General features: G+C 71.3%; 24 protein-coding genes. 11 read left to right on the top strand and 13 right to left on the bottom strand.

Going from position 1 to position 26,676, the window contains the following annotated elements:
- Positions 1 to 26 precede the first annotated feature (26 nt).
- Entirely contained in the window at positions 27 to 1,292 is a 1,266-nt protein-coding gene (locus KIK09_RS57545) for a TetR/AcrR family transcriptional regulator (RefSeq protein WP_250572873.1), read from the bottom strand.
- 82 nt (positions 1,293 to 1,374) lie between these two features.
- Between KIK09_RS57545 and KIK09_RS09600 the strand changes: the two genes are divergently transcribed.
- The 4 genes from KIK09_RS09600 to KIK09_RS09615 all read left to right on the top strand — a co-directional run bounded on the left by KIK09_RS09600 (position 1,375) and on the right by KIK09_RS09615 (position 8,916).
- Positions 1,375 to 2,562 (top strand): cytochrome P450 family protein, encoded by a 1,188-nt coding sequence (locus KIK09_RS09600; RefSeq protein ID WP_250572874.1) that lies wholly within the window; start codon positions 1,375 to 1,377, stop codon positions 2,560 to 2,562.
- Positions 2,559 to 3,728 carry an ATP-dependent Clp protease ATP-binding subunit ClpX gene (clpX, locus tag KIK09_RS09605; protein WP_214318377.1) on the top strand — a complete coding sequence of 390 codons (1,170 nt, stop codon included), beginning with the start codon at positions 2,559 to 2,561 and terminating at the stop codon, positions 3,726 to 3,728. Before KIK09_RS09600 ends, clpX begins: the two co-directional genes overlap by 4 nt.
- Before the next feature lie 129 nt (positions 3,729 to 3,857).
- A complete protein-coding gene (locus KIK09_RS09610; RefSeq protein ID WP_214318378.1) occupies positions 3,858 to 7,634 on the top strand; it encodes a Pls/PosA family non-ribosomal peptide synthetase in 3,777 nt (1,258 codons plus the stop codon).
- 4 nt (positions 7,635 to 7,638) lie between these two features.
- Positions 7,639 to 8,916 carry a M1 family metallopeptidase gene (locus KIK09_RS09615; protein ID WP_214318379.1) on the top strand — a complete coding sequence of 426 codons (1,278 nt, stop codon included), beginning with the start codon at positions 7,639 to 7,641 and terminating at the stop codon, positions 8,914 to 8,916.
- Here the strand turns inward: KIK09_RS09615 and KIK09_RS09620 are convergent.
- Positions 8,910 to 9,284 (bottom strand): SgcJ/EcaC family oxidoreductase, encoded by a 375-nt coding sequence (locus KIK09_RS09620; RefSeq protein ID WP_214318380.1) that lies wholly within the window; start codon positions 9,282 to 9,284, stop codon positions 8,910 to 8,912. The two genes, KIK09_RS09615 and KIK09_RS09620, sit on opposite strands and share 7 nt — an antisense overlap.
- Positions 9,285 to 9,354: 70 nt before the next feature.
- Positions 9,355 to 9,768: a MarR family winged helix-turn-helix transcriptional regulator gene (locus tag KIK09_RS09625; protein ID WP_214318381.1), complete on the bottom strand. Its 414-nt coding sequence runs from the start codon at positions 9,766 to 9,768 to the stop codon at positions 9,355 to 9,357.
- Positions 9,769 to 9,824: 56 nt separating this feature from the next.
- On the opposite strand from KIK09_RS09625, the gene KIK09_RS09630 reads away from it, so the two are divergent.
- The 4 genes from KIK09_RS09630 to KIK09_RS09645 all read left to right on the top strand — a co-directional run bounded on the left by KIK09_RS09630 (position 9,825) and on the right by KIK09_RS09645 (position 14,144).
- Positions 9,825 to 10,151 (top strand): antibiotic biosynthesis monooxygenase family protein, encoded by a 327-nt coding sequence (locus tag KIK09_RS09630; protein WP_214318382.1) that lies wholly within the window; start codon positions 9,825 to 9,827, stop codon positions 10,149 to 10,151.
- 52 nt (positions 10,152 to 10,203) lie between these two features.
- The gene (locus KIK09_RS09635; protein ID WP_214318383.1) at positions 10,204 to 11,490 is read left to right on the top strand and encodes an MFS transporter; all 1,287 of its coding nucleotides are present in this window, start codon (positions 10,204 to 10,206) and stop codon (positions 11,488 to 11,490) included.
- Complete coding sequence (locus KIK09_RS09640; RefSeq protein WP_214318384.1) at positions 11,487 to 12,470, top strand: hypothetical protein; 984 nt, start codon at positions 11,487 to 11,489, stop codon at positions 12,468 to 12,470. Before KIK09_RS09635 ends, KIK09_RS09640 begins: the two co-directional genes overlap by 4 nt.
- Positions 12,471 to 12,614: 144 nt before the next feature.
- The gene (locus KIK09_RS09645; protein ID WP_214318385.1) at positions 12,615 to 14,144 is read left to right on the top strand and encodes an alkaline phosphatase family protein; all 1,530 of its coding nucleotides are present in this window, start codon (positions 12,615 to 12,617) and stop codon (positions 14,142 to 14,144) included.
- Here KIK09_RS09645 and KIK09_RS09650 read toward each other — a convergent pair.
- The 7 genes from KIK09_RS09650 to KIK09_RS09680 form a co-directional block, all read right to left on the bottom strand.
- Positions 14,098 to 15,261 carry a Cmx/CmrA family chloramphenicol efflux MFS transporter gene (locus KIK09_RS09650; protein WP_214318386.1) on the bottom strand — a complete coding sequence of 388 codons (1,164 nt, stop codon included), beginning with the start codon at positions 15,259 to 15,261 and terminating at the stop codon, positions 14,098 to 14,100. The genes KIK09_RS09645 and KIK09_RS09650 overlap by 47 nt on opposite strands.
- A 50-nt stretch (positions 15,262 to 15,311) precedes the next feature.
- Positions 15,312 to 15,872 (bottom strand): TetR/AcrR family transcriptional regulator, encoded by a 561-nt coding sequence (locus KIK09_RS09655; protein WP_214318387.1) that lies wholly within the window; start codon positions 15,870 to 15,872, stop codon positions 15,312 to 15,314.
- A gap of 39 nt (positions 15,873 to 15,911) precedes the next feature.
- Positions 15,912 to 17,825, bottom strand: coding sequence for a CBM35 domain-containing protein (locus KIK09_RS09660; RefSeq protein ID WP_214318388.1), 1,914 nt, complete (start codon positions 17,823 to 17,825; stop codon positions 15,912 to 15,914).
- Between the two features lie 115 nt (positions 17,826 to 17,940).
- Positions 17,941 to 18,954 (bottom strand): fatty acid desaturase family protein, encoded by a 1,014-nt coding sequence (locus tag KIK09_RS09665; RefSeq protein WP_250572875.1) that lies wholly within the window; start codon positions 18,952 to 18,954, stop codon positions 17,941 to 17,943.
- A gap of 106 nt (positions 18,955 to 19,060) precedes the next feature.
- Entirely contained in the window at positions 19,061 to 20,221 is a 1,161-nt protein-coding gene (locus tag KIK09_RS09670; RefSeq protein ID WP_214318389.1) for a glycosyltransferase family 4 protein, read from the bottom strand.
- 31 nt (positions 20,222 to 20,252) lie between these two features.
- Positions 20,253 to 20,630 (bottom strand): nuclear transport factor 2 family protein, encoded by a 378-nt coding sequence (locus KIK09_RS09675; protein ID WP_214318390.1) that lies wholly within the window; start codon positions 20,628 to 20,630, stop codon positions 20,253 to 20,255.
- A 48-nt stretch (positions 20,631 to 20,678) separates the two neighbouring features.
- Complete coding sequence (locus tag KIK09_RS09680; protein ID WP_214318391.1) at positions 20,679 to 21,965, bottom strand: FAD-binding oxidoreductase; 1,287 nt, start codon at positions 21,963 to 21,965, stop codon at positions 20,679 to 20,681.
- Between the two features lie 134 nt (positions 21,966 to 22,099).
- Between KIK09_RS09680 and KIK09_RS09685 the strand changes: the two genes are divergently transcribed.
- Together KIK09_RS09685 and KIK09_RS09690 are read left to right on the top strand one after the other, a co-directional pair.
- Positions 22,100 to 22,567, top strand: a complete 468-nt coding sequence (locus KIK09_RS09685; RefSeq protein WP_214318392.1) for a hypothetical protein — start codon at positions 22,100 to 22,102, stop codon at positions 22,565 to 22,567.
- Entirely contained in the window at positions 22,564 to 23,118 is a 555-nt protein-coding gene (locus KIK09_RS09690) for an O-methyltransferase (protein ID WP_214318393.1), read from the top strand. Before KIK09_RS09685 ends, KIK09_RS09690 begins: the two co-directional genes overlap by 4 nt.
- On the opposite strand, the gene KIK09_RS09695 is transcribed toward KIK09_RS09690, so the two are convergent.
- Genes KIK09_RS09695 through KIK09_RS09705 form a run of 3 tightly spaced genes read right to left on the bottom strand, consistent with a single transcriptional unit; the run spans position 23,115 to position 25,272 of the window.
- The gene (locus KIK09_RS09695; RefSeq protein ID WP_214318394.1) at positions 23,115 to 24,119 is read right to left on the bottom strand and encodes an RICIN domain-containing protein; all 1,005 of its coding nucleotides are present in this window, start codon (positions 24,117 to 24,119) and stop codon (positions 23,115 to 23,117) included. The two genes, KIK09_RS09690 and KIK09_RS09695, sit on opposite strands and share 4 nt — an antisense overlap.
- 46 nt (positions 24,120 to 24,165) lie before the next feature.
- On the bottom strand, positions 24,166 to 24,618 hold the full coding sequence (locus KIK09_RS09700; RefSeq protein ID WP_214318395.1) for a MarR family winged helix-turn-helix transcriptional regulator: 453 nt from the start codon (positions 24,616 to 24,618) through the stop codon (positions 24,166 to 24,168).
- Between the two features lie 27 nt (positions 24,619 to 24,645).
- On the bottom strand, positions 24,646 to 25,272 hold the full coding sequence (locus tag KIK09_RS09705) for a DJ-1/PfpI family protein (protein WP_214318396.1): 627 nt from the start codon (positions 25,270 to 25,272) through the stop codon (positions 24,646 to 24,648).
- 60 nt (positions 25,273 to 25,332) lie between these two features.
- Here KIK09_RS09705 and mads6 point away from each other — a divergent pair, with 60 nt between their 5' ends.
- Positions 25,333 to 26,676, top strand: coding sequence for a methylation-associated defense system protein kinase MAD6 (gene mads6 / locus KIK09_RS09710; RefSeq protein ID WP_214318397.1), 1,344 nt, complete (start codon positions 25,333 to 25,335; stop codon positions 26,674 to 26,676).

Consider the following 26,676-nt stretch of genomic DNA (forward strand, 5'->3'; position numbering starts at 1 on the left):
GCGGCGGCGTGGTGGATCTCGCGCGTCTAGCCTCGCGAGGCGGACGGAACCGCGGCGGTCGCGGCGGCGTGGGCGGCGCCGCGGCCTTCGGCTCTGGCCACGATCCGGCCGTCGCGGACGCGGACCGCGACCTCCGTCTCGTCGCTCACCGCAGCCACCCCAGCGGCCGCCGCCACGGACCCGGGCTCGTCGAACACGACCTGCAGGCCCGGCCACGCCTCCTGCGGGAACGCCTCCCGTACCCCCGTGCACAGCTCGCCGACCACCAGCCGCGCCAGCGGCCCGAGCTCAGCCGGATCCGACGTGACCAGCACCGCCGTCACCCCGACCCCCGCAGGCGCCGCCCGGACGGCCTCCTCCACCGCCTCGGCCCGCTGCAGCCCCACCACGACCACGACCCCCTCGCCGCCGCCGAGCCGGGCGGATGCGCCGCGCACGGCATCGACGGCCGGCGGCGGCGACCACGGCTCATCGACCGGACGGGCGGGAGGCGCCCACGGCAGGTGCGCCGGAGCCCATCCGGTGTCGAGCTCGGCCCCCGCCAACCGCTCACACACCTTGATCACGTCGAACGGCTCCACGAACCCGGCCGCGGCGGCCGCCAGCTGCCGGGCCCCGTGCAACGTGGTCAGCACCGCCTCGGCCACCGGCACCAGCCGCCCATGCGGCACGGCCGGCTGCCGGATCCGCTCCAGCCGCTCGGCCTGCGTCCCCACCACCCGAACCCGCTCCATCGCCAGCCCGAGCAGCAACGCGTCCAGCTTCAGCAGTTGCCCGTAGACCCGCCGAGTCCGCTCATCACCCAGGACCTCCCCCACCAGGTCGACCCCCAGCCACGCCTCCGACTCCGCGCTGGCCAGCGGCAACCCCCCGACCCACCACCGAGCGAACGCCCCCACCGGGTCCCCACCTCTGACCGCGGGTGCGGCGTGCCCTGCCACCTCCACGTACCCCGCGCCGGCACTCGTCCCGGCCCGCGCACCACGCGTACCGCCGAACGCCGCCTCGGCGTCGGGTGAAACACCGCCGAGCGCCCTCCCGGTCTCGGTGCCTCGGTTGGTTGTGAACGTGTCCTCGGCGGCGGGGGACGCGAGGTGGGCGAGGACGGCGAAGTAGAGGGCGCGTTTGCTGGGGAAGTTGGAGTAGACGGCGCCGCGGGTCAGGCCGGCGGCCTCGGCGATGGCGTCGATCTTGGCGTCGCGGTAGCCGCGGGCGGCGAACTCCTCCTTGGCGGCGGCTAGCACCCTGGCCCGGTTGCGCTCCTGCGTCTCCGCTCTGGTGAGGCGTGCCATCGATCCCCTCGCTGCGCGTTTGCCGGGCGGTGGGTTCAAGGATACTGTCACCATCCAGATGATGAGACCATGTGATCTGAACATGCGGGAGGAACTCATGACCGGAGTACCCGAGATCGACCTCACGGACATGGCCGTGATCCAGGACCCGTTCGGGACATACGGCGCGGCCCGCGAGCAGGGCCCCGTGGCCCGGCTGCTGATCCCCGGGATGGCGCCGATGTGGGTCGTCACGCGGCACGCCGAGGCTCGGGCGATGCTCGGCGACCCCAGGTTCGAGATCAACGCGGGCAGCTTCATGCGCCCGGACGTGCCCGACGACTGCCTGCCGTACATGAGCACCATGAGCGAGATGAACGGCCAGGAGCACGCGCGCCTGCGCCGCCTGGTCGCCCCCGCGTTCACCCCCCGCCGCGCCAACGACTTCCGCCCCCGCATCCAGACCCTCGTCGACCACCTGCTCGACGCCCTCGACACCGAGCCGGTGGACCTGCTGACGGGGTTCGCTCGGGTGTTGCCGATGGAGGTGATCTGTGAGCTCGTCGGGATTCCCGACCAGGACAGGCCGCGCTGGCGGGAGTACGGCGCGACCGTGGCGGCGGGGGTGGGCGAGGCGTTCGGGAAGGCGATCCCGGGGATCATGGAGGGCGCCAAGGCGGCCGTGGCACGGCGGCGGGAGGAGCCTGGCGACGACCTGGTGACCGATCTGGTGCAGGCGGTCGACGGCGGGGACCGGCTGAGCGAGACCGAGCTGGTCACGATGATCTGGCAACTGGTCCTGTCCGGCCAGACCCCGACGAACCTGATCGCGAACTCCGTCGCGACCCTGCTCACCCACCCCGACCAGCTCCAGGCCCTCCGTGACGACCCCGCGAAGATGCCGCAGGCCGTGGAGGAGCTGATCCGCTGGTGCGGTCCGGCCTTGCTGTCGATCCCGCGCTACGCCCGCGAGGATCTCGACCTGTATGGCGTGCCGGTGAACAAGGGCGAGGCCGTCTGCGTGTCCGTGGCCGCGGCCAACCACGACCCGCGGGCCTTCCCCGCCCCCGACAGGTTCGACATCGCCAACGGCCAGCAGAACCACCTGGGCTTCTCGTTCGGACCGCACTTCTGCGTGGGCGCGTCCGTGGCCAGGGTGGTGACCGAGGTGGCGCTCACGTCGCTGTTCCAGCGCTTCCCCGGCCTGGCACTGGCCGCCGAGCTGGACGAGATCCGCGCCCCCGACCCGGGCACGTGGCGCCTGACGTCGCTGCCGGTGACGCTGCGATGAGCGAGCTCGCCTGCGCCTTCTGCGGCAAGCCCCAGAGGCAGGTCAGGAAGCTCATCGCGGGCCCCGGCAGGATCTGCATCTGCGACGGCTGCGTGGCCGTCTCCAACGAGCTGATCGCCGACGAAAGCCCCGAACTGCCCCCGCTGCCCAAGCCGAGGGAGATCCACACCTTCCTCGACGACTACGTGATCGGCCAGGATCACGCCAAGCGGACGCTGGCCGTGGCCGTCTACAACCACTACAAACGGGTCAGGTCGGGGGCCGGGGAGCTCGGCAAGTCCAACATCCTGCTGGTCGGCCCGACGGGGTCGGGCAAGACGTACCTGGCCCAGACGCTGGCCAGAATGCTGGACGTCCCGTTCGCGATGGCCGACGCCACCGCGCTGACCGAGGCCGGGTACGTCGGGGAGGACGTCGAGACCGTCCTGGTCAAGCTGCTGCGGGCCGCCGACCACGACGTGCGGCGGGCCGAGCAGGGCATCGTCTACCTCGACGAGGTCGACAAGCTCACCCGCAAGAGCGAGAACCCGTCGATCATCCGCGACGTCTCCGGCGAGGGCGTCCAGCAGGCGCTGCTGAAGATCATGGAGGGCACGGTCGCGGAGGTCCCGCCGGAAGGCGGCCGCAAGCACCCGCAGCAGGACACCGTCAAGCTCGACACCACGAACGTGCTGTTCATCGCCGGCGGCGCGTTCGAGGGCCTGGAGCTGCCCGACGAGCGCCACGCCGGGTTCCTCCCCCGCGCCCGGCAGGCCAGGAACCTCCCCCGCGAGCTCATGGCCTACGGGCTCATCCCGGAGTTCGTCGGCCGCCTGCCCGTCATCGCCACGCTCGAGCAGCTCGACCTCGAGGCCCTGGTCCGCATCCTGACCGAGCCGCGCAACGCGCTGATCAAGCAGTACCGCAGGCTGTTCGAGCTGGACGGCGTGGACCTGGAGTTCACCGACGACGCCGTGACCGCGATCGCCGAGCAGGCGCTGCTGCGCCGCACCGGCGCCAGGGCCACCAAGGCGATCATGGAAGAGGTCCTGCTCAACCTCATGTACGAGGTGCCGAGCCGCGACGACGTAGCCCGTGTGGTGATAGATCGGGACACGGTGCGGAACAGAGTGAACCCGACTCTGATCCCCCGAGAACACGAGGGACCCACCGAGAAATCAGCCTAATCCGGAATACACTCGCCGAGCGGAGCCGTTAGCCACCGGGAGGCGCGACAGGCGCCGAACCGGCGGCCAAGTACGCACTCAGCAACACCAGCGCTGTGGCTGCCCACCCCTCGTAACAGGGAGCCACGCATGCCGCAGTCCGTGATCGATACCGCCGACCTGCTCAAACGTGAGTGGTCGAGCGCCGTCTACCTCTCGGACGAGCCCGCACTCCCGCCGCGCACGCTGATCGACGTGCTGGCCGCCACCGCCCACCGCCACCCCGGCGACCCCGCGCTGGACGACGGCGTGACCGTTCTCACATACGAGCAGCTGCTCGCCGAGGTCGGCACCCTCGCCGGCAGCCTCAAGCAGCACGGCGTGGGCCGCGGCGACCGGGTCGGCATCCGCATCGCGTCCGGGAGCGTCCGGCTGTACGTGGCGATCCTCGCGGTCCTGCACGCGGGCGCCGCCTACGTCCCCGTGGACGCCGACGACCCCGACGAGCGCGCCGAGACGGTGTTCACCGAGGCCGGCGTGTGCGTGGTCATCGAAGACGACATCATCGTGCGCGGCCCCGCGCTCGGCGTCGAAGGACCGCCCGAGCTCGACGACGACGCGTGGATCATCTTCACCTCCGGCTCCACCGGCAAGCCCAAGGGCGTGGCCGTCAGCCACCGCAGCGCCGCCGCGTTCGTCGACGCCGAGGCCCGCATGTTCCTGGCCGAGGAGCCGATCGGCCCCGGCGACCGCGTCCTGGCCGGCCTGTCGGTCGCCTTCGACGCCTCCTGCGAGGAGATGTGGCTGGCCTGGCGCCACGCCGCCTGCCTGGTCCCGGCGCCGCGCGCGCTGGTGCGCACCGGGATGGACCTGGGCCCGTGGCTGGTCGAGCGCGGCATCACGATCGTCTCGACGGTCCCCACGCTGGCCGCGCTGTGGCCCGCGGAGACGCTGGACGACGTCCGGCTGCTGATCTTCGGCGGCGAGGCCTGCCCGCCCGAGCTCGCCGACCGGCTCGCCGTACCGGGTCGGGAGGTGTGGAACACCTACGGGCCGACCGAGGCGACCGTGGTCGCCTGCGCCGCGCAGCTGACCGGCGAGGGCCCCGTCAGGATCGGCCTGCCGCTGCGCGGCTGGGAACTCGCCGTCGTGGACAAGCAGGGCGAGCCGGTGGCCATGGGCGAGACGGGCGAGCTGGTGATCGGCGGTGTCGGCCTGGCCCGCTACCTCGACCCGGACAAGGACGCCGAGAAGTACGCCCCGCTTCCCTCGCTCGGCTGGGCGCGCGCCTACCGCAGCGGCGACCTGGTCAAGGCCGAGCCCGAGGGCCTGATCTTCGTGGGCCGCGCCGACGAGCAGATCAAGCTCGGCGGCCGCCGCATCGAGCTGGGCGAGGTGGACGCCGCGCTGCAGGCCCTGCCCGGCGTGGCCGGCGCCGCGGCCGCGGTCCGCGGCCAGCTCCTGGTCGGCTACGTCGTGGTGTCGGATGACTTCGACCAGTCCACGGCCCGCGAACGGCTGGCCGAGGCGCTGCCCGCCGCGCTGGTGCCCAGGCTGGCGATCGTGGACGAGCTGCCGACCCGCACCTCCGGCAAGATCGACAGGGACGCTCTGCCGTGGCCGCTGACTACCGAGGTGTCCGGCGACCTGACCGGCGTGGAGCGGTGGCTGGCCGAGTGCTGGCAGCAGGTCCTGGGCCAGGGCGTCGGCGACGCCAAGGCCGACTTCTTCACCGAGGGCGGCGGCAGCCTGGCCGCGGCCCGCCTGGTGACGCTGCTGCGCGAGCGCTACCCGTCGGCGGCCGTGGCCGACATCTACGAGCACCCGACGCTCGGCGCGCTGGCCGCCCACCTCAAGGAGACGACCCCCGCGGCCGACACCGGGCGCACCGTCGAACCGATGCCGCGCCGCGTCGCGTTCGTCCAGACGCTGCTCATGCTGCCCCTGCTCACGGTCACCGCGGTGCGCTGGCTGGCCGTGGTCGCCGCGATCGTCGGCCTGCTGACGGGCAGCCCGGCGGCGCTGCTGTGGGGCGTGGCGGGGATCGCGCTCTTCTTCACCCCGTTCGGGCGGATCGGTCTGTCCGCGGGCGCCGCCCGCCTGCTCCTGCGCGGTCTGGAGCCCGGCACGTATCCGCGCGGCGGAGCCGTACATCTCAAACTGTGGTTCGCCGAGCAGCTGACCGTCAGGCTGGGCATCCAGGACCTGTCGGTCGCGCCGTGGATCACGCACTACGCCAGGGCGCTGGGCGCGCAGGTGGGCGCGGACGCCGACCTGCACAGCATGCCGCCGGTCACCGGCCTGCTCCGGCTGGGCCGCAACGCGGCCGTGGAGCCCGAGGTCGACCTGTCCGGTTACTGGCTGGACGGCGATCTGCTGCACGTGGGCGAGATCAGGATCGGCGCGGGCGCCCGGGTGGGCGCGCGGGCCACGCTGCTCCCCGGGGCGCGCATCGGCAAGAACGCCCAGGTCATGCCCGGCTCCTCGGTGGCGGGGGCGGTGCCGTCCGGGCAGCGGTGGGCGGGCGCGCCCGCCGTACGGAGCGGTAAGGCGAGCAAGCGGGGCGAGCGGCCGGCGCGCAAGCGGCGCTGGACGGCCGCGTACGCCGCCTCGGCGCTGTTCCTGAGCCTGGTGCCGGTGCTGGCGGCCGTCCCCGGGCTGCTGATCATCAGGTCCGGCTGGCAGTGGACGCCGGTGGCGGTCGTGGTGTCGATGGCGGCGTTCGCGCTGATCGTGCTGGTCTGCGTGCGGCTGCTCGGCATCGGGCTGCGGGCCGGCAGCCATCCGGTGCACAGCGCGATGGCCTGGCGGGCGTGGGCGACCGGGCGGCTGATGGAGATGGCCAGGGTGTGGCTGTTCCCGGTGTACGCCAGCACGTTCACCCCGGCCTGGCTGCGGGCGCTCGGCATGAAGGTCGGCAGGGACGTGGAGCTGTCGACGGTGCTGGCGCTGCCGGCGATGACATCCGTCGGCGACGGCGCGTTCCTGGCCGACGACACCATGGTCGCGCCCTACGAGCTGGACGGCGGCTGGCTGCGCATCGACCACGTGCGCATCGGCAAGCGCGCCTTCCTCGGCAACTCCGGCATGACCGCGCCGGGCCGCAAGGTCCCCAAGGACGGGCTGGTCGGCGTGCTGTCGGCGGCGCCGAAGAAGACCAGGGCGGGCTCGTCGTACCTGGGCATGCCCCCGGTCGAGCTGCGCAGGACCGTCCAGGACGCCGACCGCAGCCGCACCTACGACCCGCCCGCGCGGCTCAAGCTGGCCAGGGCGCTGGTAGAGGTGTGCAGGCTCCTGGCCGCGATGGCGAGCGGTTCGCTGGCCGTCCTCGTCGCAGCCACGCTCGGGTGGCTGCTGATCCAGTACGGCCCGGCCGCGGCGATCCTGCTCGGCGGCCTGGTGATCGGCGGCGCCGGGATCGTGGCGGCCCTGGTGACCTGCCTGGCCAAGTGGGCGCTGCTGGGCCGGATCCGCGCCGGTGACAGGCCGCTGTGGAGCTCGTTCGTGTGGCGCAACGAGCTGGCGGACAACTTCGTCGAGGTGCTGGGAGCGCCCTGGTTCGCCCAGCCGTGGCTGGGCACGGCGCCGCTGAACCTGTGGCTGCGCGCGATGGGCGCCAGGATCGGGCGCGGCGCGTGGTGCCAGACGTACTGGCTGCCCGAGATCGACCTGGTGCGGCTGGGCGACGGCGTCTCGGTCAACCGGGGGTGCGTGCTGCAGACGCACCTGTTCCATGACAGGGTGATGAGCATCGACACGGTCGAGCTGGCCGAGGGCGCCACCCTCGGTCCGCACGGAGTCATCCTGCCGGCCGCGGGCATCGGCCGGCACACCACGGTCGGGCCCGCGTCGCTCGTGATGCGCGGCGAGTCGCTGCCCGCGCGGACGCGCTGGTTCGGCAACCCGATCGCGGCGTGGCTGGAGTGAACATTTGGCGCAGTACTTCCCGACGCACGGCAACGACGGTTACCGGGTCGGGCACTATGACCTCGAGCTCGACTACCGGGTCGCGGCCAACCGGCTGAGCGGCGTCGCGGTGCTGACCGCGCACGCCCTCGACCCGCTGGAGCGCTTCGAGCTCGACCTGGGGACCTTCCGCGTGGGGCAGGTGCTCGTGGACGGCGAGCGGGTCCGTCACACGCACCGGGCGGACAAGCTGCAGATCACGCCGCGCCACTGGATCCAGGAGGGCAGGCGCTTCACCGTCGAGGTGCGCTACGCGGGCACCCCGCGGCCGGTGCCGTCCGTGTGGGGCGGGCTCGGCTGGGAGCAGCTGACCGACGGGGTGATCGTGGCCAGCCAGCCCATCGGGGCGCCGTCCTGGTATCCGTGCAACGACCGGCCCGACAACAAGGCCACCTACCGGATCACGGTCAGGACGGCCTCGCCGTACCAGGTGGTCGCGAACGGCGAGCTGGCGGCCAAGACGCACGCAGGCGGCACCACCACCTGGGTCTACGAGCAGGCCGAGCCCATGGCCGCCTACCTGGCCAGCGTGCAGATCGGCCGCTACCGGCGCGTGGAGCAGCACGGGCCGGTGCCGATCCGACTGCTGTACCCGACGCGGCTGGCCACCCGGGTCCAGTACGACTTCGGGCGGCAGCGGCAGATGCTTGACGCCTTCACCGAGTTCTTCGGCCCGTACCCTTTTCGCGCCTACACCGCCGTGGTGACCGACGACCCGCTGGAGATCCCGATCGAGGCGCAGGGCGTCTCGATCTTCGGGTCCAACCAGGTCGACGGGCGGCGCGGCAACGAGCGGCTGGTCGCGCACGAGCTGGCGCACCAGTGGTTCGGCAACAGCCTGACGCTGGGCCACTGGCGCGACATCTGGCTGCACGAGGGGTTCGCCTGCTACGCCGAGTGGCTGTGGTCGGAGGCGTCCGGCGGCAAGCGGGCCGACGAGCACGCCGCCCGCTGGTATCGCAGGCTGGCCGCCCAGCCGGGCGACTTCGTGCTCGCCGACCCGGGGATCAGGCGGCTGTTCGACGACCGGGTCTACAAGCGCGGCGCGCTCACGCTGCACGCGCTACGCGACGCGCTCGGCGACCCGGCGTTCTTCTCGATGCTGCGCGAGTGGACGGCCGACTACCGGCACGGCACGGTCTCCACCGGCCGGTTCACCGAGCTCGCCCGCCACTACACCGACCAGCCGCTCGACGCCCTCTTCGACGCCTGGCTGTACAGCCCCGCCGTACCCGATCAGTGAGCCGGGGCGTTGGCGTAGGCCGCGATGCGCCATTCGCCGTCCTGGCGGTGCAGCACCCAGGTGGCGCGCACCTCCAGTTCGGCGGGCATCTGCTCCTGCCCGGCCATCAGGATGCCGGCCTTGCTGACCACGACCGCGCAGTCGTCACCGAGCATGCGGATCTCGATCGGGTCGTCGACGCCGCGCGAGCCCTTCAGCGGCCCTTCGAAGGCGCCCTTGAAGTACGCGCGCAGGGTCTCCCTGCCCTGGCGGAGCACCCCGGGCAGGACCGCGGAGGCGTCCTCGGTGTAGAGCGCCGCGATCGCGTCGGCGTCCTGGTCGGCCCAGGCCTGGTAAAAGCGGTCGAGAGTGGCCTTGACGTCGTTCATCGTGTTGTCCTTCCGTATCGGTCGGCTTGCGGAAGGATGTACTTCGCCGGCCCGCCGTACTCATCGCCCGCTAGGCGAGATTTTTCGCGCAGGCCTTGAGCAGCCGCTCCAGCTCGCCCGTGGGGACTCCCGCGATCATGCGCTCATCCACGTCGAGCACGATCCGCTCGGCCCGCTCCAGCAGGACCCTGCCCTCGTCGGTCAGCCTCACCGGCAGCGCCCGCCCCGTCGTCGGCTCGCTGGCCACCGACGCCAGCCCCGCCGCCGTCAGCCCGGCCAGCACGTCGCGCAGTGACTGACGGGTGACGAAGGTACGGCGGGCCAGCTCGGCGGCCGGGGCCTCCGGCACGTCGGCCAGCGCCCGCAGCACCGCGTACTGCGCCATCGACAGCCCCAGCTCGCGCAGCCGCGGCTCGCTGGCCCGGCGGAAAGCGTGGGCGACCTGCTTGACCAGGTAGCCGATCCGCTGCTCGATTTGACTCATGACAGGAACCTTACACACAATGGGCCATGTAAGGAACCTGACATAGGAGGCATCCCATGACGACGACCATCTCCACCGAGGCCCGGCTCGCCACGCTGATCAACGTCTTCACCGTCCGTCCCGAGCGCCAGCGCGAGCTCGTGGACCTGCTGGTCACGGCGACCGAGGAGGTCATACGGCACCGGCCGGGGTTCATCTCGGCCAACATCCACGCCGCCCTCGAGGGCGACCGGGTGGTCAACTACGCCCAGTGGGAGAGCCCCGAGGCCCTCCAGGCGATGCGCGACGACCCCGAGGCCCAGGTGCACATGCGCCAGGCGGCGGCCGTCGCCGAGAGCTTCGAGCCGCGGCTGCACACCGTCGCGTCCGTGCACCATCGCTAGCCAGAGATCGTTTGACGATCTACTCTGACCGGGAGCAACCGGAGGAGTGGCGATGTACGAGCCCGACCCCAGGCAGCTACGACGAGTCGCCGTCGCGAGCGCGGTCGGCACGACGATCGAGTGGTACGACTACTTCATCTACTCCACGGCCGCCGCGCTCATCTTCGCCTCCCAGTTCTTCTCCACGCTGTCACCCGCCTCGGGCACGCTGGCCTCCTTCGCCACCCTCGGCGTCGGATTCCTGGCCAGGCCCGTGGGCGGGATTCTGTGGGGGCACTTCGGCGACCGGGTCGGCCGCAAGGCCATGCTGATCGCGTCGCTGCTGCTGATGGGCCTGGCCACGGTCGGGGTCGGGCTGCTGCCCACCTACTCCTCGATCGGCGTGCTGGCGCCCGTGCTGTTGCTGGTGCTGCGGCTGCTGCAGGGCATCAGCGCGGGCGGCGAGTGGGGCGGCGCCGCGCTGATGGCCGTCGAGCACGCCCCCGACGGCCGCCGCGGGCGTTACGGCCTGTACTCCCAGGTCGGCGTGCCCGCCGGGCTGATCCTGGCCCAGCTGGTGTTCTTCCTGGTCAACACCGGCTTGTCGGAGGAGCAGTTCAAGAGCTGGGGCTGGCGCCTGCCGTTCCTGTTCAGCATCGTGCTGGTGGTGGTCGGGCTGTTCATCCGGCTGCGGGTGCAGGAGACGCCGGTGTTCCGCGCGCTGGCCGACGAGCAGGCGCAGAGCCGGCGGCCCGTCCTGGAGGTCTTCCGCAACCGGCCGCGCGAGCTCGTGATCGCCTCGGCCAGCTTCATCGCCAACACCGCGGTGGGCTACATCTTCCTGGCCTACCTGCTGTCGTACGGCACGACGGTGCTCAAGGTGAGCCGCAACCTCATGCTGATGGTGGTGATCGTGGGCAGCCTGACCTGGCTGGTCTCGATCGTGGCGGCGGCCATCTGGTCCGACAGGGTCGGGCGCAAACCGGTCTATCTCGTGGGCTCGGTTCTGCTCGTGGTGTGGGCGATCCCGTTCTTCCTCCTGGTGGACACCAAATCCCCCGCTCTGCTCATCGTGGCCGTCGTCGTGCTCAACGTCGGCCTGGGAGCCAGCTACGGCCCGCAGTCGGCCCTGTTCGCCGAGCTCTTCGAACCCCGCTACCGCTACAGCGGCGCCTCCTTCTCCTACGCGGCGGGCGCCGTCCTCGGCGGCGGCTTCGCCCCCCTGATCGCCACCGCCCTCCAGAGCTCGACGGGCACGTCCCTCTCGGTGTCGGTCTACATGATCGTCGTAGGCCTCATCAGCCTGGCGGCCGTCGTGGCCCTGCGCGAAACCCACGTCCCCGCCACGGTCAGCCGATGAAGCGCGCCGACGTCCACGTCCAGTACAACCAGATCCTCGTCGGCGAGCCCGGCGCGGCCCATCCGAACCGGGTCCCCAACGGCCTGACCGCGGCGGCCCCCGGCGCGGCCGTCATCCTCACCGGCATCCACACGGGCACGGTCGACGTCACCGTCCACCTCACGGACTCCGCACCGCCTGACGCCCGCGACGGGTGGGACGAGGTACAGGAGGTCGAGCTGATCACCCTCACCGGCGAGACGCGCCTGTCGGGCCTCATGAGCAGCCCGCCCGACGCCCTGCCCAACCTCACCCCCCAGGGCCCCGGCAGGTACGGCATGCGCGTCCACGCCCGCGGCCGGGATATCGACCCCACCGCGGTCCCCCGTGTCCCGTTCGAGTTCTACCTGGTGACGGTGTGGCCGATCGACGTAGGCCCCGACGCGGCCGGCAGGCTCGGTGTGGGCGTGGCGGAGGCACTCGGCCTGCCCGGCAAGACCACCGGGATCCGCCAGGACCCGGCCGACGAGCCCGGCCGCGCAGAGCGACAGCTGCGAGAGCCATGGCTCCTGCCTCAAACGCTGCGCGGCACGGTCGAGGTGGCCGATCACCGGTTCCGCATCGTGAATCCCTTCCAGGACACCGCTGAGTCTCCGCCCCTGCCGCAGGATCTGGTCTCCGCGCTGCCCGACTCGCTGCTCGTGCGGACCCTCGGCAAGGGAGGGAGGGTCGGCATCTGGATCTCCTGGGTGGCCGGACCTACGGAGGTGCCCACGAGCTGGGAGTCCTTCCAGGAGATCGAGTTCGTCACCCGGACCGGTGTCATGCACGTGGAGGGTCTGATCACAACTGACCAGGAACGGCCGAATGTGACCCCGCAGGGGGCGGGGCGCTACGGCCTGCGTGTTCACGGCAGGAAGCGGAGGAATCCGGCCGGGAACGCGCCGAGGGAGAGCTACCGGTTGGAGGTGTGGCCGGTTTCGCTCGGGTTCACCGGCTAGTCAACCGGGGATCACGTTCGAGGTCTAGCGTCCGCGTTTGGCCGCCGTCTCGTACGACGACTGATACGGCTTGCCCCGCCCCCTGGTGGGCGAGGAGAGTCGAATTGCAGTCATTTCCGGAAAGGACCCACAGTGCGACGGCAGATGCTTCTCGTGCTGGTGATCATCGCCAGCCTGTTATCGGCCGGTTCCCCGGCCCAGGCCTCCCACGCGAACACGCCGCGTGTGGCGGGCCGCTTCACCCATCTCGTGGTGCTGTACCAGGAGAACCACAGCTTCGACAACCTCTACGGCACCTGGGACCGCGTCGGCTGGGAGCCGGTGGACGGGCTGCGCTTCGCCCGGCACACCACGCAGGTCGGCCAGGACGGCACGCCGTACAAGTGCCTGCCGCAGATGGACGTGAACCTGACCTCGCCGCCGCTGCCGGCGACCTGCGACAGCAGCGCGTTCGCCAACAGGCCTTTCCTGATCGACGACTACATCAAGCCCGCCGACAAGACCTGCCCCGCGCCGGGGGTCTTCGCGCCGAACGGGGTGCTGAAGGACAGCCCGGGCGCCGAGCCCGGCGGCTGCACGCGGGACCTGGTGCACCGCTTCTACCAGGAGCAGTACCAGCTCGACGGCGGCAAGCAGGACCGGTACGTGACCGGCAGCGACGCGACCGGCCTCACCATGGGCCACTACGACAGCAAGGGCCTGCCGATCTACCGCTACCTGCACGAGCGGGGACACCCGAACTACGTGATCGCCGACCGGTTCTTCCAGGGGGCCTTCGGCGGGTCGTTCCTCAACCACCAGTACCTGATCGCGGCCAGGGCGCCGATCCACACCGCACCCGACGGGCTGCACTCGATCGTGGACGCCAACGGCTTCCCCAACGCGAACTACCCGCTCTACCACCCGGCCACCGCGGTCAAGGACGCCCAGCTCACGCAGGCCTGCGGGCCTGAGGCGAACCCGAACGTGGCCTGCGGCGACTACGCCGTCAACACCATCCAGCCGACGAGCACGCCGCACGGCGGCGGCCTGCAGCTGCCGCTCATCGATGACACGAAATATCCGAACATCGGGGACCGGCTGAGCGACGTAGGCGTCTCCTGGGCCTGGTACGCCGGCGGCTGGAACGACGCCGACTCCGGGCACCCCGGGCCGCTGTTCCAGTACCACCACCAGCCCTTCAACTACTTCGCCGCCTACGCCCCCGGCCAGCCGGGCCGCGCCCACCTCAAGGACGAGACCGAGTTCATCGCCTCGGCCAAGAACGGCACGCTCCCCGCGGTCAGCTTCGTCAAGCCGTACGGCGCGGAGAACGAGCACCCCGGCTACGCCAGCGAGCCCAACGGCAGCGACCACCTGGTCGAGCTGCTGAAGGCGGTCGAGAACGGCCCGCAGGCCAGGGACACCCTCGTCGTGGTGACCTACGACGAGAACGGCGGGCAGTGGGACCACGTCTCGCCGCCCGTCGTCGACAAGTTCGGCCCCGGCACCCGGCTGCCCACGCTGCTGGTGAGCAAGGCCTTCTTCAGGTCCGGCGTCGACCACACCGTCTACGACACGACCTCGATCATGGCGACCTTGGAGCGCAGCCTCCGGCTCGACCCGGTGGACACACGCGACGCCAGGGTCAACGACCTGTCACGAGCGCTACACGGGTTCGCGCTGCCGTTCTAGCGGCGACCGCCACCGTGGCCAGGGCGGCCAGGGCGAGCGCGGCGCCGAGCCAGGCCACCGACCGGTAGCCGAGCCCGGCGCCGATCGCCAGGCCGCCCAGCCACGGGCCGGCGGTGATGCCGACGTTGAAGGCCGAGAAGTTGGTGGCCGTGGCCAGCGTCGGCGCCGCCCCCGCCTCGGCGAACACCCGTGTGTTCAGCGCCGGGTTGATGGCGAACCCGAAGCCGCCGAGCAGCACCACGAGCGGTACGGCCAGCAGCGGCACCCCGGCGAACAGCGCGATGGCCACGGAGATGACCACCAGCGCCACGGCCCCCGCGTACAGCGTGGGGAACGGCCGCGTGTCCGAGGTCCGCCCGCCGATGGTGATTCCGACCAGCGACCCCACCCCGTACAGGGCGAGCACCCCGGGCACCCAGGCGGCGGGCAGCCCGGTGACGTCGGTCAGCAGCGGCGCCAGGTAGCTGAAGGTCGCCAGGGTCGCCCCGGTGGTCAGCGCGGTCGTCGCATAGGAGAGCCACAGCCTGGGGTTGGCCATGGCCCGCAGCTCATGCTTGATGCGCGGCACCGCCCCGGAGACCTGGCGCGGGATCGTGGCGAACACCCCGATCATCACCAGCGCCGACATCGCCGCCACCGCCCAGAACGCGGCCCGCCAGCCGAGGTGCTGCCCGATCACGGTCCCCGCGGGCAGCCCGACGATCGTGGCCACGGTCAGCCCGCCGGCCACGATGCCCATGGCCTTGCCCTTCAGCTCGGTCAGGCCGATCGCGGTGGTCGCCGCCACGGCCCAGAACCCGGCGTAGACGAAGGCGCCCACCACCCGGGTCGCGAACAGCACGCCGTAGCTGGGTGTCAGCGCCGCCACCACGTGGGTCAGCGCGAAGATCGCCAGGAACACCAGCAGGGCGGTACGGCGCGGCCACCGCAACGTGACCACCGCCAGGACCGGCGCGCCGACCAGCATGCCCAGCGCAAAGGCGGAGATCAGCAACCCGGCGCCCGGGATCGACACCCCGAGGTCGGCCGCCAGCTCGGGCAACAGCCCCGCCAGCATCAGCTCGGACGTGCCCTGAGCGAAGATCGCCAAGCCCAGGACGTAGACGGCGAGAGGCATAGGAATCCTTCATTTTAGATTGATCAGTTCAAAATGAGAGCACGAAAAACTCAGATCGCGCCCAGCGCGGTTTCCGCGATCTGCTCGAGCTCTTCCCTGGCGGCGCCCGACCTGGCGGCGACCCGCATGCCGCCGATCGTGGCGATCACGAACCGGGCCAGCGCCCGGGGATCCTTGCCCCGGTCGATCTCGCCGGCCCTGATGCCGGACTCGATCGCCGCGGTGAGCGCCGTGAGGCGCACCTCGTGGTCGCGCTGGAGCATCCCGGCCACCACCGGGTCGCGCGGCGCCAGCTCGACCAGGGTGTTGACCACCAGGCAGCCGCGCGCGTCCTCGATCGCCTGCCACAGCAGGGTGCGCACCTTCTGCCTGGCGGGCGCCTCGCCGTCGAGGATGTCGGCCAGCTCGGCGTTCTTGCCCGTCATGTAGTGGCGCAGCGCCCGCTCGAACAGGTCATGCTTGCTGGCGAAGGTGTTGTAGATGCTGCTGCGGCCCAGGCCGGTCGCGGCACAGAGGTCGGCGGTCGAGGTGGCCTCGTAGCCCGCGTCCCAGAACGCGCGCATCGCCGCCTCGACCGCCCGGTCCTCGTCGAACTGCCTCGGTCGCGCCATGGCAGGGACACTACCAGGTTTTGGACCAATCGTTTCAAATCACTGGATACTGATCTTGTCCACGTTCGGCCCGCCGGTCGCGCCGGTCCCCGTCGCGCGGATCTTGTTGGCCCCGGCGGCCAGCTGTACGGTCACCGACTTCGTCGCCCAGGTGTCCCAGTTCGCCGTCGGCGTGAACACGACCGACGACACCGTCGCGCCGTTGACCGCGATGTCCACCGGCCGATCGGCCGTGGTCCCGTTGGCATAGCGGACCGCCAGCGTGTACGAGCCCGCCGTCGCCGCGTTGACGGTCCACTCGATGTAGCCGCCCGCCGCGTTGACGTAGTCCACGAACCCGGTGCCGGTGAAGCCGGTGTGGTTGGAGAACACCCCGGCTGCCGACAGCACCGCGTCCTCGGCCTGGTAGTCCGTGGCCGCCACGACGGGCGTCACCGTGATCTTGTCCACGTTCGGCCCGCCGGTGGAGCCGGTGCCGGTCGCCCGGATCTTGTTGGTTCCGGCCGCCAGCTGAACGGTCACCGACTTCGTCGCCCAGGTGTCCCAGTTCGCCGTCGGCGTGAAGACTGCCGACGACGCCGTCGCGCCGTTGACCGCGATGTCCATCGGCCGGTCGGTCGTGGTCCCGTTGGCGTAACGGACCGCCACGCTGTAGGAGCCCGCGGTGGCGGCGTTCACGGTCCACTCGATGTAGCCGCCCGCCGCGTTGACGTAGTCCACGAACCCGGTGCCGGTGAAGCCGGTGTGGTTGGAGAACACCCCTGCCTGGGACAGCACGGCGTCCTCAGCCTGATAGTCAGGCGTCGAGCCGGTGACCGTGAGCGTGTGGACGGCCGTGGCGCCCGCTCCGCTGATCGTCACCGGGTAGGTCCCCGGCGGCGTCGCGTCGGTCGTGGCGATCGTCAGCGTCGAGTTGCCGGGCACGGTCACCGACGCCGGGTCGAAGGCGGCGCTCGCCCCGGCGGGCAGGCCCGAGGCCGACAGCGTGACCTGCTGCGCCGCGCCGGTGGCCGCCACGGTCGCGGTCACCGAGCCGCCCGGCGCGGTCGATCCCGAGGTCGGCGTCACGCCCAGCGAGACGTCGGAGGCGGGGGTGAAGGTCCACTGGCTGGCCGTACCCGAGCAGCTGCCCGCCACCGCGTTCGAGCCCGACTGGCGGATGCACTTCTGGCCCGTCTGGATGTCGGAGATCGTGCCGTTCGGGTTGACCGACCACTGCTGCGACGGGCCTCCGGTGCAGGTGTTGAGCACGATGCTGCTGCCCGACATGGCCGCGCACAGGTTGTTGATGACCAGGAACGCGCCGTGGAAGGTGAAGCGCTGGTTCGCGGCGCCGGTGCAGGCGGCCACCTTCAGCGCGGTGCCCGAGGTGGAGCTGTTGTTCGGGTCGTCGAGGCACTGGCCGGACGAGCCGTTCTTGTAGGAGCCGACCGTGGTGTTCGGCTTGGCGCCGCCGTAGCACTCGCCGGTCGAGGTGTTGAAGATCGGCGTGGGGTCGTAGGTCTCGTTCGAGCCGGGGTTGATGATGACCGGCTCCATGGTCGGGGTGCTGTCGGCGTTGTAGTGGGTCAGGGCGTCCTCGCAGTCGATGGCGTTCATCGCGTTGCCGCCCTTGCCGCCCAGCCACAGGTCGAAGTGCCAGAGCCCGGGCCCGCCGTTGGGGCCGTGGCCGCTCCAGTCCTCGCCGCACTCCTGGCAGGAGTCCTCCATGATGAAGTACTTCTTCACGCGGGGGACGTAGATCTTCGTGCCGGGTCTGGCCTCGGCCGAGGAGGTGGCGAACGTGATCGGGTCGGCATAAGTGCCCTTGCCGCCCGCCGTGCTGTGGATCTGGGGATAGGAGATGTCTCCGCCGGGCGGCGTGTTGTCCCACCACCCGTAGAACGTCAGGAACGTCTGCTGCGTCGTGGCCGCGTAGGCATGCGTGGTGCCACCTAAGAGCAGAGCGATCATCGATAACAGGACCAGAGCGGCGCGGCGGCCCATGGTTCCTCCACAGATCGAATCCGGTGAACGCAGCGTCACCGGACGCGCCCGCTCGGGTCAAGGGGTTCGTTAGGAAAATTTCCTAACGAACCCGAATTTCCGCGCCGACGTCGTGGAGATGCCTGAGCGCCTGACCCCAGGAGGCCAGCAGCCCGCTCTCGGCGTACGGCACGCCGATCTCCGCGCAGTAGGCCTTGACCATCGGCCGGGCGCGGCGCAGGTTCGGCGACGGCATGCTCGGGAACAGGTGGTGCTCGATCTGGTAGTTCAGCCCGCCGAGCGCCGTGGTGATCAGGTGGCCACCGCGCACGTTGCGCGAGGTGAGCACCTGGCGGCGCAGGTAGTCCAGCTCGTCCTCTTCCGTCAGCACCGGCATGCCCTTGTGGTTGGGCGCGAACGTGCATCCCAGGTAGACCCCGAAGCAGGCCTGGTGCACGGCCAGGAAGACCAGCGCCCTGCCGAAGGGCAGCACCGCGAAGATCACGCCCAGGTAGGCGGCGAAGTGCGCGAACAGCAGCGAGCCCTCCAGCACGCGGTTCTTCACCTTGCCGCGCACGACCGCGCGCACGCTGGAGATGTGCAGGTTGAGGCCCTCGAGCGTGAGCAGCGGGAAGAACAGGAACGCCTGGTGCCGGCCGATGAACCTGGGCAGGCCGCTGCTGGCCGCCGCCTGCCGGCGCGACCAGAGCAGGACGTCGGGCGCGACGTCGGGGTCGCGCTCCTCGTGGTTGGGGTTGGCGTGGTGGCGGGTGTGCTTGTCCTGCCACCAGCCGTAGCCCAGCCCGATCAGCAGGTTCCCCGCCACCTGCCCGGCCGCCGCGCTCGCCCGCCTGGTCCTGAACACCTGGCCGTGCGCCAGGTCGTGAGCCAGCAGCGCGACCTGGGCGAACATCACGGCCAGGAAGACGGCCACGGGCAGCTGCGCCCAGGAGTCGCCGATCATGACGAAGGCCGCCCAGCCCGCCGCGAACAGCCCGCCGACCAGACCGATCCTGACGGCGTAGTAGCCGGGCCGGCGCTTGAGCAGCCCTGCCTCGGTGATCCTGCGTGACAGGCGGGCGAAGTCGCTTCCTCTGGTGGGAGCGGACGTGACCAAGGGGGCCTCCAGGGCTCGGTTTTCCGATCTTCCTTAGCATCCCGAGCACTGCCCGCGCACGGACCCTGGCCACCACCCATCTTCAAGGTAGTGCAGGCCCTACTTGTCAGCGGTTGGTCCAGTAGCTGTCCACGATGGGCTCGCGGGCCAGCAGCTCGGCGAACAGGTCCTCGTACAGCGGCATGACGACCTCGGCGGCGTAGTTGCCGGCGGTCTGCGCTGCCGCATCTCCCATCCGCCTGCGCAGCCCGTCGTCCGACATTAGCCGCTCCAGCGCCGTGGCCATCCCGCCAGTGTCGCCCGGCGGCACCAGCAGCCCGTCGACCTCGTGCGCGAGCACCTCGCGCGGCCCCGACGGGCAGTCGAAGGCGGCCACGGGCAGCCCGTGTCCCATCGCCTCCAGCATCGCCAGCGGCAGCCCTTCCGAGCGGGAGCTGAGCGCGTAGATCGAGGCGCCCTCCAGCTCCTCGTCCAGCCGGTCGCTGTGCCCCATGAGCGTGACGTTCTTGGCCAGCCCCAGGTCGTCGGCCAGCCCGGCCAGCCGGTCACGGTCGGGTCCCGTGCCGAAGAGGCGCAGCTCCCACTCCGAGTGCCGCCGCGCCGCCTGCCCGAACGCCGGGATCAGCAGGTCGAACCCCTTGCGCGTGACCAGCCTGCCCGCCGCCACCACGACGGGCTCCCGCCGCTCGCGCCGCGCCCGCTCGGCCGGATGCACCGCGTTGGGGATGCGCACGATCGGCGCGCCGGGCAGGATCCGCCGGTAGTCCTCCTGGTTGGCCCTGGTCAGCACCACCACCGCGTCCAGCCGCCGGTAGTAACGGGCGATCTTGTCCCGCACCGCCTGCGGGTAGTCGCCCAGGTTCAGGTGATCCTGCGCCACCCTGACCACGTCCTTGGGCGTACGGCGCGCCGAGATGAGGTTGAGCGACGGCCGGGTCGTCACCAGGATGCCGCCCGTCCGCGTCGAGACGTAGTCGACGACCGCCCGCTCCTCGCGCTCGCTCAGCGACCCGTCGCCGAGCCGGCCGCCCAGCCGTGGCCACCGTCCGCGCCCGGCGGGACCGGGCCGCCCGCCGTCCCTGCGGTCGATCAGGTCGATCACCTGGACGTCGGGCCGGATCCTGTAGGCCGGCTCGTCGCGGTCGCGGGTCACGCCGGCGAGCTCCACCCGGTGCCCTACCTCGGCCATGGCGTTGGCCTGGTCGATGACCGCCCGGGCGGTGCCGCCCTGCCCGTAGGCGTCAGGCAGGAGATACCGGATCCTCATGCCGGTCCACGCTAACGAGCCTTCCTGGTAATTAACTGGGAGCCGTCACGTCCCTGGTGATGCCGTGCACCTGGCGGATGCGGCCGTCCTGGCCGTAGTCGGCGAACAGGTGGACCTGGGTCGACAGCCGCCTGCCCTTGCGCAGCACCGCGTGCAGGGTGAACCTGGCGGCGGCCCTGTGGCCGTCCACCAGCACCTCGTGTACGTCGATCTCGCAGCTCACGGTGTTCTTGCGGGTGGGCTTGACGTGGTCGACGAGGCGCTGCCGGTCGAGCAGGACGCCGTCGTTGAGGTACTGGAAGTCCGGCTCGTAGTAGCGGTCCAGAACGCCGCCCGGGTCGCGCTCCTCGTCGAGCAGTTCGAAGGGCAGCTCGACGAGGTAGTCGGCGAAACGCTGTCGGATGTCCATACCGGCAGGATCGTCCATCGGGGGGCGGCGGGTCGTCGCCCCGCGGGACTACTCCGCCGGGAGTATGTTGACGTTGCCGCGGAAGAGGTTGGCCGGGTCGTAGGCGGCCTTGACCGCGGCCAGGCGGGCGCGGGTGGCCGCCGGGTAGGCGGCCTCCAGGTCGGCCTGGGTGGGCTCGGAGAAGAAGTTCACGTAGGCGCCGGAGGTGTGCGGCTCGAGCACCCGCCAGACGGCCTCGAACTCCTCGCGGACCGGCACGTGGTCGGCCGGGCTGCCCAGCACCACGGTCAGCAGCATGATCTCCGCGTCGCGGTGCGCGAACGCGGTGGCCTCCGCGGGCACCCGCGCCATCGCGCCACCCACGGCCCGCAGCTCCACGTACATCATCGGCACCCGGTCCTTCCACGCCAGGAGGTCGTCCACCAGCTCGTCGGTGAGCTCGTCGGCGAAGCGGTTGCGCACGATGGGCAGCCAGCCCGGCACCAGCGCGGCCTCCTCGAGCACCTCGGCGTACGGCTTGACCGTGACCTCGGAGTCCAGCAGCTTGCCCAGGCCGAGCAGCGGCTCGACGGCCGCGGGGTCGGCGCCGGCGTAGGCGGCCAGGATCCCCACCGTGGGCGGCATGTCCTCGCCGAAGGCCGGATACAGCTGGAGGGTGGTGGTGAGCCCGTCGTCGGCGGTGCGCATCAGGTCGCGCCAGCCCTTGATCACGGCCTCGGTGTCGGCGGCGTCGTAGGTGGCCCTGGCGAAGGTGATGTCGCTCTCCCGGGTGGCGCGCAGCTCGAAGGAGGTCACGATGCCGAGGTTGCCGCCCCCGCCGCGGATCGCCCAGAACAGGTCCGGGTTCTCCTCGGCGCTGGCCCTGACGATGTCGCCGGCGGCGGTCACGACCTCGGCGGCGACCACGTGGTCCAGTGCCAGGCCGTGCTTGCGCACCATCCAGCCGATGCCGCCGCCGAGCAGCAGCCCGCCGACGCCCACCGAGACCGTGTCGCCGGAGGAGACGGCCAGCCCGTGCGGGGCCAGGGCGGCGGCCACGTCGCCCCAGTGCGCTCCGGTGCCGACCCGGACGAGGTCGTCGCCGAGCAGCTCGACGGCGTTCATCGGGGACAGGTCGATCACCAGCCCGCCGTCGTTGGTGCTGAGTCCGGCGGCGCTGTGCCCGCCGCTGCGCACCGCGATCGGCAGGCCTTCCCGCCCGGCCAGCGCGATCGCCTCGGCCACGTCCGCGGCGGTCGCGGCCCGCGCGATCCGCGCGGGACTGCCCTGGTGGGCGAAGGTGTCGCGCAGCTGCTCGTAGCCCTCGTCGCCGGGGCGGATCATCTGCAGAGCCATCTCACAGTCCTTCCTCAGAGTGCAGGTTCACCCCTGGTCGGAGCCGCGCGCGGTTTCTCTACATCGGCGGGCGCAGCCGGACAATGGCCCGCGGTCGGATTCCCGGCGGGCCGGCGGTGCCGACGATGGAGGGCATGCGACTGAGACCTCCGCTCCGCAAGACCGTCCTGGTGGTGCACATCGGCGCCTCCGTCGCCCTGCTCGGCGAGGTGTGGGCGCTGGTGTTGCTCAACACGCTGGCCGCCACCGGCGAGCCCGCGCTCGCGCGCGGCGCCTACGGGCTGATGCCGACGCTGGTGTTCGCGGGCGGGATCCCGCTCAGCATGACCGCGCTGATCACCGGGGTCCTGCTGGCCGTCACCGGCCCGTGGGGGCTGACCCGGCACTACTGGGTGCTGGGCAAGCTCGGGCTGCTGGTCATGACGATCTGCGTGGGCATGTTCCTGTTCGATCCCGAGGGCATGGCCGTGGCGGCGCTGCCCGCGCCGGGACGGCAGTGGGGCCAGGTGGCGGCGCTGAGCCTGCAGGTGGTGCTGCTGCTGACGGCGACGGCTTTCTCGGTCTTCAAGCCCTTCGGCAGACGTAAGATCATGAATCCATGAATCTCGTCATGGCCGCGGAGGCCCGCGCACAGGCCGTCGACTTCCCCTACTCCTGCGATCCCGAGGTCGGGCGGCTGCTGGCCACGCTGGCCGCCCAGGTGCCCGTGGGCGGGTCCGTGCTGGAGATCGGCACCGGCGTGGGCGCCGGGCTGGCCTGGCTGGTGAGCGGCCTGCTGCCGCGTACCGACGTCACGGTGACCACGATCGAGAGCGATCGGGAGCGGGCGGCGCTGGCCGCGCAGGGCGACTGGCCGGCGTTCGTGGACCTGCGGGTGGGCGACGCGCTCGAGCTGCGCGGCGAGGGCTTCGACCTGATCTTCGCCGACGCGGCGGGCGGCAAGCACGAGGGCCTGGACGCCACGATCGGCATGCTGCGGCCGCGCGGCGTGCTCGTGGTGGACGACATGGTGCCGCAGCCCGGGGTCACCTGGGATCCGGAGTTCACGGACAAGCAGGAGGCCGTGCGCAGGCGGCTGCTGACCGACGAGCGGCTGGTGGCAGTCGAGCTGGCGCACGGCTCCGGCGTGATCATGGCGACCCGGAGGCCTTAGGACAGCGTCCAGGTCTGCTTGTCCGGCTGGTTGCAGTCCAGCGCCCACAGGCTGCCGTCGCCGTTGACGGTCAGGCATCCGCCCTGCGGGTAGCCGTGCTCGGTGTTGTACCTGTTGACGATCTGGTACCTGCCGCCGCCGATCTCGCGGAAGCGCCACAGCTGCGCCGCGCCGTGGTTGACCGCTCCGTACTGGACGTTCCACCTGTTCGGCACGACCTCGAAGACCTTGCCGGTGGCGGTGGGCTCGATCTCCCAGAAGCCGCCGCCCTTGTCCCAGACGGTGAGGTTGGACAGCTCCCTGCCGCCGCCGTGCAGGGTGATCCGCTTGCCGTGCGCGGGTGCGGCACCGCCCGGGTCACGGGGCTGGTCGCCCTGGTCGTGCTCGGCCTTGGCGGGCGAGGGGTGGAAGGTGACGCGCACTGCGCCGTTGCCGTCGTGGCGGTCGGCCTGCGTGCCCTTGGCCGGGATGTAGGCCCAGTTCACGTAGCCGCCGTCGTGGTAGTAGTTGAAGTCGCCGCCCTCGTCGCTGATGACCAGGCGGTAGCACATGGCCTTGGCGTAAGCGCTGCCGGAGCTCTTCTCGTCCATGAACTCGACGTATGTGCCGTTCCTGTCGTCGTCGTTGAAGTCGGCGCCGTTGAGGAGCGATCCTTCGTACCTGTGGTCGTAGTCGCCGCTCAGCGACTTGGGCTGGTCGCAGTGCCGGTCGCGCGGGTAGTTGTTCTGCCTGCGCTCGCTCTCGAGGAAGACCAGGACGTTGGCCTCCCCGCCGAGGTCCTGCCACGCCTCGCGCGCCACGTCCTGGGTGAACTGGGACCGCTCCTCGTGGCCCTCCTTGCTCTGCTCCACCAGCTTCATGATGGCCTTGAAGACCTCGACCAGCGCGTTGCCCACCTTGGCGCCCCAGCCGCTCATGGCCATGGCGGGCGCCGGGGCGGCCACGAGCAGCATGCTCAGCACGGCGAGGCCGGCGGCCATTCCTGTGAGTGTCCGTTTCATGGCCGACAGGGTGAGAGAACCGCATTGACGTGACGTTGACGAATGCTCACCGCGCCTGATCGGACTCCATCTTCTCCAGCGCGTCCGACAGCTTGCGCAGCGCCGCGACCACCTCGCGGAGCTCCTGGACGCCGAGTTGATCGGTCAGCCGCGCGGCGGCCTCGGCGTGCCCTGGGACGATCTTGCCGACGGCGGCCCTGCCCTCCTCGGTCGGCTGGAGCAGCTTGGCCCTGCGGTGGGCGGGGTTGGGCTTGTACTCGGCCAGCCCCTTCTCCACCAGCAGGTCGGCGATGCGCTGCACGCCCTGCCTGGTCATGCCCATCACCCTGGCGATCCCGGCCACGGGCAGCGGCTCGTACAGCACCGCGCCCAGCACCTGCCACCAGGCGGCGGTCAGGCCCGCCGGGCGGGCCAGCCCCTCGGCCAGGTCGAGGACCTGGCCGTTGAGGCGGAACACCGTCATCGCCGTCGCGGACAACAGATCGGCCTCTTCACTCATCACGTACTCCTCGCCAGGTGCGGCCTCCTAGGGCGCCATCAGCACGAAGAAGGCCTCCGGGTCGCTCTCACCGTAGAGCCTGCACCACGCCTGGAGCTTCTCAGGGGTGTACAGGTCGAGCTTGGCGAAGATCTCACGGGCGAACGCGACCGGCTCGCTGGGTCCTGCCGAGATGAGGTCGCCGCCGGTCACCGCGTCGGCGTCGACGTAGTGTTCGGCGCCCTTGTAGGCCTCCTGAGCCTGCAGGAACTCCACGACGGCCGAGGTGTGCGGGCGGTCGTTGAACAGGCCCTGCCTGGCCATCCCCGCCGTCGCCCCGCAGATGGCCGCGACAGGCGTGCCCACCTGGAGGAACTCGGCGGCCTTGCGCCCGAAGTCGTCCAGCTCACCGGTGATCCAGTCGTCGGAGCCCGCCAGGATCAGCATCGCGCTGTCGGCCGGGTCGAGGTCGGCGAGCGTCAGGTCGGGGACGATCCGGTTGCCACCCAGCGTGGTGATCGGGTCGAACGTGCGGCCGACGGTGACGACCCGGTAGGTGCCGGGGTGCTGCTGCCACAGGTCGCGGTTGATGTGCGCGGTGGCATGTCCGGTCTCCCAGTCGGCCAGCCCGTCGTAGATGGCCGCGTGCACCGTCTTCTTCATCGTTTCGCTCATGACAGTATCTTGTCATAACGACAGCATGTTGTCAATGAATTTCGTGCGAGGATAGGCGACATGGCAGAGATCGTCGGGGGCGGACGTCCGGTCAACGACGCGGAGCGGCGCGTGATCGCCCACCTGCGCGACCACGCGCCGGCCGACTGGCTGCTGCTGCACAACATCGAGATCCCCCGCGGCGACGACGTCTTCGAGGTCGACCTGATCGTGCTGACAGGCCACTCCGTGGTGGTCCTCGACGTCAAGGGCACCCGCGGCCGCATCGAGGTCTCGGGCACGCGCTGGTTCCCGCCACGCAGGGAGGCGTTCGGCTCGCCGGTCGCCAAGATCAGGGGCACCGCCAAGGCGCTGAAGGGGCTGCTGGTCGCCCACGACACCCGCCTCGAGCGGGTCTACGCCGACAGCCTGGTCGTGCTCACCTCGCCCGACGCCGAGCTGCTCGACCCGGCCGGCCGCGACTCGGTCAACGCCACCAGGTTCGACCGGCTGCTCGAGGTCCTCGGCGACGTCTCGCGGGTGCGCCGCGGCTGCAGCCCTGACGCCCGGCCGTACCGCACCGCGATCATCGACGCGCTCAACCACGCCGTACGGCGCAGCACCGCGCCGCCCAGGTTCGGCAACTGGGAGGTCGAGGAGCGCCTGGGCGGCGACGCCAAGGTGGACGAGTACCGGGCCTTCAACGTGACGCTGCCCGGCAGCGAGACCGTACTGCTGCGCGTCTACCGCGCCGACCCGCTGGCCGACCAGGAGGCCAGGGTGGCCGAGCGGCAGCGCATCGCCAACGCCTACGCCTCGCTGGCCAGGATCCCGCCGCACCCGTGCGTGGTACGGCCGCGCGACTTCTTCGCCATCGACGACGAGAGCCGCTTCGTGCTCGTGCTCGACGACGTGCACGGCGAGGCCCTGCACCGGCGGATGGGGCGCGGCGCCCGGCTCGTCGTGATCCAGGACCTGCTGGCCGGGCTGGCCCACGCGCACGCCCACGGCGTGATCCATCGGGCGCTGAGCCCGGCCTGCGTGCTGGTCACCGACGACGGGCACGCCGTGCTGACCGGCTTCGACTACGCCAAGCCGGGCAAGCGCACCTACACCGTCGCGCATGAGCTGGGCAACGTGCTGGACGCGCACTACGTGGCGCCGGAGTGCCAGGAGCGGCCGGAGCGGATGACGCCCGCCTCCGACGTGTACGCCGCCGGGGCGATCGCCTACCAGTTACTCACCGGCGAGCTGCCGACGAGCCCCGACGCCCACGGGCCCGACGTGCCCGAGGTGGTGCGCCGCATGCTCGACGCGACGCCGGCCAAGCGCCCCTCGGCCGCCGAGTCGCTGGCCGCACTGCAGGGCGCCGCCGCGCGGCCGGAGTCCCGGCTCAGGCGGCTGCTCCGTCGCATAGTGTCCTGA

The organism is Nonomuraea sediminis (genome assembly GCF_018531495.1).
In the GTDB taxonomy this organism is placed as follows: Bacteria; Actinomycetota; Actinomycetes; order Streptosporangiales; family Streptosporangiaceae; genus Nonomuraea; species Nonomuraea sediminis.